Source organism: Streptomyces sp. NPDC059455, from assembly GCF_042750115.1.
Taxonomy (GTDB): Bacteria; Actinomycetota; Actinomycetes; order Streptomycetales; family Streptomycetaceae; genus Streptomyces; species Streptomyces endocoffeicus.
In genome coordinates this window covers 1-5,907 of sequence record NZ_JBHYVB010000367.1, presented here as the reverse complement: position 1 = coordinate 5,907, position 5,907 = coordinate 1, and the positions used below count along the sequence as shown (strand labels likewise).

Genomic DNA, 5,907 nt, shown 5'->3' with positions numbered 1-5,907 from the left:
CACACCCCGCCCCCCCACCACCCCCGCGTCTCTTTAAGGCCCCCCCCCCCCCCCAGGCTCCGCCCCAGCACCCCTGTCCTCAAACGCCGGAAGGTCCGAGGACAGGACAACCACCACATCATCCGGCAACGCTGTGGCGCCGGACTCCACCGCCGTGGCCAGCGCCTCCAGATCGGCGTACGCGTCGAACCGCTGCCCAGCCGACTCCAGGCCGAGGACGTCGGACCCCAGCAGCGCCGAGCGTCCGGCCGCACCCTGCCCGGACACCTCGGCCCAGTCCAGCCGGTACAGCGACTCCTGACGGCCACCCCGCGCACCCCGGATCTGCTCGGCCGACACCGGCCGCAGCACCAGCGAGTCCACCGACAGCACCGCACGCCCGGCACCATCCGCCACCGCCAGCGACACCCCATCCGCACCCGCCGCCGACAACCGCACCCGCAGCACCGAAGCACCCACCGCATGCAACGACACACCAGCCCACGAGAACGGCAACCGAGCCCCGCCCTCACCCTCGATCAGACCACCGAGCCCGACCGCATGCAGCGCCGAATCCAACAGCGCCGGATGCAGACCAAACGCACCCGCCTCGGACCGCGCACCCTCCGACAGCTCCAACTCCGCGTAGACCTCATCACCCAACCGCCAAGCGGACCTCAGCCCCCGGAACACCGGGCCGTACGCCAACCCTGCCTCGGCCAGGCCCTCGTACAGGCCCTCGACCGGCAGCGCCGATGCCCCCGCCGGGGGCCACGCCGCCAGGTCGAACGACGCCGTGGGCGCGCCCGAGCCCAGCACACCCGACGCATGCCGCATCCACGGCTCGTCGACCGCCGCGTCCTCGGACCGCGAATACACCGTCAGCGAGCGCCGCCCCGAACCGTCGGGAGCGCCCACCGAGAGCTGGAGCTGGACACCGCCCGCCTCGGGAAGCACCAGCGGCGCCTCCAGCGTCAGCTCCTCCAGCAGATCACAACCGACCTGGTCACCGGCGCGTATCGCGAGCTCCACGAAGGCCGTGCCCGGCAGCAGCACCGAGCCCGCCACCGTGTGATCGGCCAGCCACGGATGGGTGTCCAGGGCGAGCCGGCCGGTGTAGAGGAAGCCGTCGGAGTCGGCGAGCGCCACCGCGGCGCCCAGCAGCGGATGGTCGGCCACGCCGAGCCCGGCGGACGCCATGTCGCCCGCCCAGTAGCCGATGTCGAGCCAGTAGGTCTCGCGCTGGAAGGGGTAGAGCGGAAGGTCGGTGCGGGCCGTGTCCGTCGTGGCGAACACCGCCGCCCAGTCCGGGGAGACACCGTGGACATGCGCCCCGGCGACGGCGGTGGCCAGGCTCTGGAGCTCCGGGCGGCCGGAGCGCAGCGCGGACACAAGGGTGGCGTCGTCGCGGGTCAGGCAGTCCTGGGCCATGGCGGTGAGCACACCGTCCGGGCCCAGTTCCACGAACGTCGTGACGTTGCGCTCCTCCAGCGTCCGTACGCCGTCGAGGAAGCGCACGGCCTCGCGGACGTGGCGCACCCAGAAGTCGGGGGTCGTGATCTCCTCGGCGGAGACCACGCCACCGGTCAGATTCGACACGATCGGAATCTTCGGAGCCTCGTACGACAGCCCCCGCGCCACCTGACGGAACGCCTCCAGCATCCCGTCCATACGCGGCGAATGGAACGCATGGCTCACGGTGAGCCGCTTGGTCTTACGACCCCGCGCCTCGAAACCCGCCGCGAGCTCAGCCGCCGCGTCCTCATCACCCGCGATGACCACCGACGACGGACCGTTGAGCGCGGCAATCGAGACACGCTCGGTCAGCAGCGGCGCCACCTCGTCCTCCGACGCCTGCACCGCGATCATCGCGCCACCCGCCGGAAGCTCCTGCATCAACCGCCCACGCGCCGCCACCAACCGCGCCGCATCCGCCAGCGACAACACACCCGCCACATGCGCGGCGGCCAACTCACCAATCGAATGCCCGGAGAGGAAATCGGGCCGCAGCCCCCACGCCTCCGAGACCAGCCGGAACAACGCCACCTCAACCGCGAACAGCGCGGGCTGAGTGAACCCGGTCCGATCCAGCGCCTCGGCATCGTCCCCGAACAGGACATCCTTCAAAGGCCGTTCGAGATGCGCGTCCAGCTCCGCACACGCCGCATCGAGCGCCTCGGCGAACACCGGATAGGCGTCGTACAGCTCACGCCCCATCCCCAGCCGCTGACTCCCCTGCCCCGTGAACAGGAACGCCACCTTGCCGCTCGCGACCTTGCCCTCGACCAGCCCGGTCGCGGGTTCCTCGCGGGACAGCGCGTCGAGGGCCCGTATCAGGCCCTCGCGGTCGTCGGCGACGATCGCGGCCCGGTGCTCGAAGGCGGCCCGGCCGATGGCCAGCGAGAAGCCGACGTCGGAGAGGCTCAGTTCGGGGTGGGCCTCGAGGTGGGCGCGCAGGTTGGCGGCCTGGGCGCGCAGCGCGGGGCGGCTCTTGGCGGCCACGGTCCACAGCGGCAGCGCGGTGGCGCGGGCCTCGGCGGCCGGGGCGTCGTCGGCCGTCTTCGCGGCTGCTGCCTCCTCCGGCTCCGGCGCCTGCTCCAGGATGGTGTGCGCGTTGGTGCCGCTGATGCCGAACGAGGACACCGCGGCCCGGCGCGGCTGCCCGGTGTCGGGCCAGGAGCGCCCCTCGGTCAGCAGCGAGACGGCGCCCGCCGACCAGTCGACGTTGGGGGTGGGCTGGTCGACGTGCAGGGTCGGCGGCAGCACCCCGTGGCGCATCGCCATGACCATCTTGATGATGCCCGCGACACCGGCGGCGGCCTGGGTGTGCCCGATGTTGGACTTGATGGAGCCCAGCCACAGCGGCTGGTCCTCGTTGTGGTTGCGCCCGTACGTGGCGAGCAGGGCCTGCGCCTCGATGGGGTCGCCGAGGGTGGTGCCGGTGCCGTGGGCCTCGACCACGTCGATCTGGCCGGGGGCGAGCCGGGCGGCGGCCAGGGCCTGGCGGATGACGCGCTGCTGCGAGGGGCCGTTGGGCGCGGTCAGCCCGCTGCTGGCGCCGTCCTGGTTGATGGCGCTGCCGCGGACGACGGCCAGCACCTGGTGGCCGTTGGCGCGGGCGTCGGAGAGCCGCTCCAGCAGCAGCATGCCGGCGCCCTCGCCCCAGCCGGTGCCGTCCGCCGCCGCCGCGAACGACTTGCAGCGGCCGTCCGCCGCGAGTCCGCGCTGGCGGCTGAACTCGGTGAAGGTGCCGGGGGTGGACATGACGGTGACACCGCCGGCCAGGGCCAGCGAGCACTCCCGGCGGCGCAGCGCCTGCGCGGCGAAGTGCAGGGCGACCAGGGAGGAGGAGCAGGCCGTGTCGATGGTGACGGCCGGCCCCTCCAGGCCGAAGGTGTAGGCGACGCGGCCGGAGGCGATGGAGCCGGAGCTGCCGTTGCCGAGGAAGCCCTCGACGTCCTCGGGCGCGGAGAACAGCCGGGAGGCGTAGTCGTGGTACATCACGCCCGCGAACACACCGGTCTGGCTGCCCTGGAGGGTGGTCGGGTCGATGCCCGCGCGCTCGAACGCCTCCCACGACGTCTCCAGCAGCAACCGCTGCTGCGGATCCATGGCCAGGGCCTCGCGCGGCGAGATGCCGAAGAACGCGGGGTCGAAGTCGGCCGCGTCGTGGAGGAATCCGCCCTCGTGGACGTACGGCTCCTGGCCGCTGTCCGGGTCCGGCTCGAAGAGGACGTCGGTGGCCCAGCCGCGGTTGGTGGGGTACGGCGTGGCCGCGTCACCGCCGCGGGCGACGAGCTGCCACAGCTCCTCGGGGGTGCTGACCCCGCCGGGGTAGCGGCAGCTCATCGCCACGATGGCGATGGGCTCCTGCTCGCGCTCCTCGACCTCGCGCAGCCGCCGCCGCGCCTCGCGCAGGTCGGTGGTGGCCCGCTTGAGGTAGTCGAGGTACTTCTCTTCGTTCGCCGTCGCCATTACGCCGTCCCCGCGGTGCTGAGGTGAGTCGATGAGCTCTTGTGGAGCTGGTCAGGAGAGCCCGAGCTCGTCGTCGAGGAGATCGAAGATCTCGTCTGCCGTCGCGGACTGGATTTCACGGTCTTCTGCGGTGCTGTCGGTAGCACTTTGCGTTTCATTCCACTTCGACAGGAGGTCGCGCAGGCGGGTGGTGATGCCGGGGCGCTCGATGTCGTCCGGGGCGATCGTGGCGAGGACCGCCTCGAGCTTGTCGAGCTCCGCGTGTACGGGCTGGTGTCCGGCCGCGCCGTCCAAGCCCAGCTCCTCGCGCAGATACCCGGCGAGCGCGGTGGGCGTCGGGTAGTCGAAGATCAGCGTGACCGGCAGGCGCAGCCCGGCGGCGGCGCCCAGTCGGTTGCGCAGGTCCACGGCGGTGAGCGAGTCGAAGCCGAGGTCGAGGAAGCCGCGGCCGGCGTCCACGTCGTCCGGGGTGGCGTGGCCGAGGACGGCCGCCACATGGCCGCGGACGACCTCCAGCAGCTCGCGGTCGCGTTCGGTCTCCGAGAGCCCGGAGAGCCGTGTCGCGAGCGAGCCCGCACCCGAGTCGGCCACGACACCGGAGGTGGCCCCGGTGTCGGCGGAGCGCCGTACGGGGGTGCGGACCAGGCCGCGCAGCAGCGGCGGCAGCAGCCCGGCGGCGGCCTGGCCGCGCAGCGCGCCCGTGTCGATGCGGATCGGCACCAGCGCGGCCTCGGAGGACAGGGTGCCCGCCACGTCGAACAGCGCCAGGCCCTCGTCCTGTCCGAGCGCCGCGAAACCACCGCGCGAGATGCGGGTGACATCGGAGGTGTCGAGGCTTCCGGCCATGCCGTCGGCGGTGGCCCACAGGCCCCAGGCGAGCGAGCTCGCGGGCAGGCCCTGAGCGTGGCGGTGCTGGGCGAGCGCGTCCAGGAAGGTGTTGGCCGCGGCGTAGTTGCCCTGTCCCGAGCTGCCGAAGACACCGGCGGCCGAGGAGAAGAGCACGAACGCGGCCAGGTCCAGCTCGCGGGTGAGCTCGTGGAGGTGCCACGCCGCGTCCACCTTGGGGCGCAGCACGGTGTCGATCCGCTCACCGGTCAGCGAGCTGATCACCCCGTCGTCCAGGACGCCCGCGGTGTGCACGACGGCGGTCAGCGGGTGCTCCGCCGGGATGGCCGCGAGGGTGGCGGCGAGGGCGTCCCGGTCGGCGGTGTCACAGGCCGCCCAGGTGACCTCGGCACCCAACGTGCCCAGTTCGGCGGCGAGTTCGGCCGCGCCCGGGGCTTCGCCACCGCGGCGGCTGACCAGCAGCAGATGCCGCACTCCGCGCTCCGCCACCAGGTGGCGGGCGAAGAGTCCGCCCAGGGCGCCGGTGGCGCCGCTGAGCAGCACGGTGCCCTCCGGGCCGCCGAGTCCGGCCGACTCGTCCCGGGTGTCCGCCAGGGCGGGGACCCGGGCGAGCCGGTAGGCGTGGCCGGTGCCGGAGCGCAGGGCGAGCTGCGGTTCGTCGGTGGCGAGCACCGACGGCAGGGCCCGCTGGGAGGCGTCGGTGCCGTCGATGTCCACCAGGACGAAGCGGCCGGGGTTCTCCGACTGCGCGGACTTGACCAGGCCCCACGCGGTGGTGTGGGCGAGGTCGGCGATGTCCTCGCCGGGGGCCGCCGCGACCGCGCCACGGGTGACGAGGACGAGGCGGGTGTCGGCGAGCCGCTGGTCGCGCAGCCAGTTCTGGACCAGGTCCAGGGCGTCCCGGGCGGCGGTCCGGGCGCTGTCGGGCAGGGGCGCCGCACCGCCGGTGGCGCTGTCGGGCAGGGGCGCCGCGCCGCCGGTGGCGGTGAGGGGCGCCACGACCACGTCGGGGGCGGACGCGCCGCCGTCGAGGGCGGCGGCGAGCGCCGCGAGGTCCGCGTGGTCGTCCAGCCGCTCGCCGCCGACCGTGAATCCCGTGGCGGCGCC

The 5,907-nt window shown here is 73.5% G+C and carries 2 protein-coding genes; both read right to left on the bottom strand.

From position 1 onward, the window contains the following. Nucleotides 1–33 precede the first annotated feature (33 nt). Nucleotides 34–3,954: a type I polyketide synthase gene (locus ACFXB5_RS52075; protein WP_385222743.1), complete on the bottom strand. Its 3,921-nt coding sequence runs from the start codon at nucleotides 3,952–3,954 to the stop codon at nucleotides 34–36. Between the two features lie 51 nt (nucleotides 3,955–4,005). Beyond that, on the bottom strand, nucleotides 4,006–5,907 hold a 1,902-nt coding region (locus ACFXB5_RS52070; RefSeq protein WP_385222741.1), incomplete at its 5' end, for an SDR family NAD(P)-dependent oxidoreductase.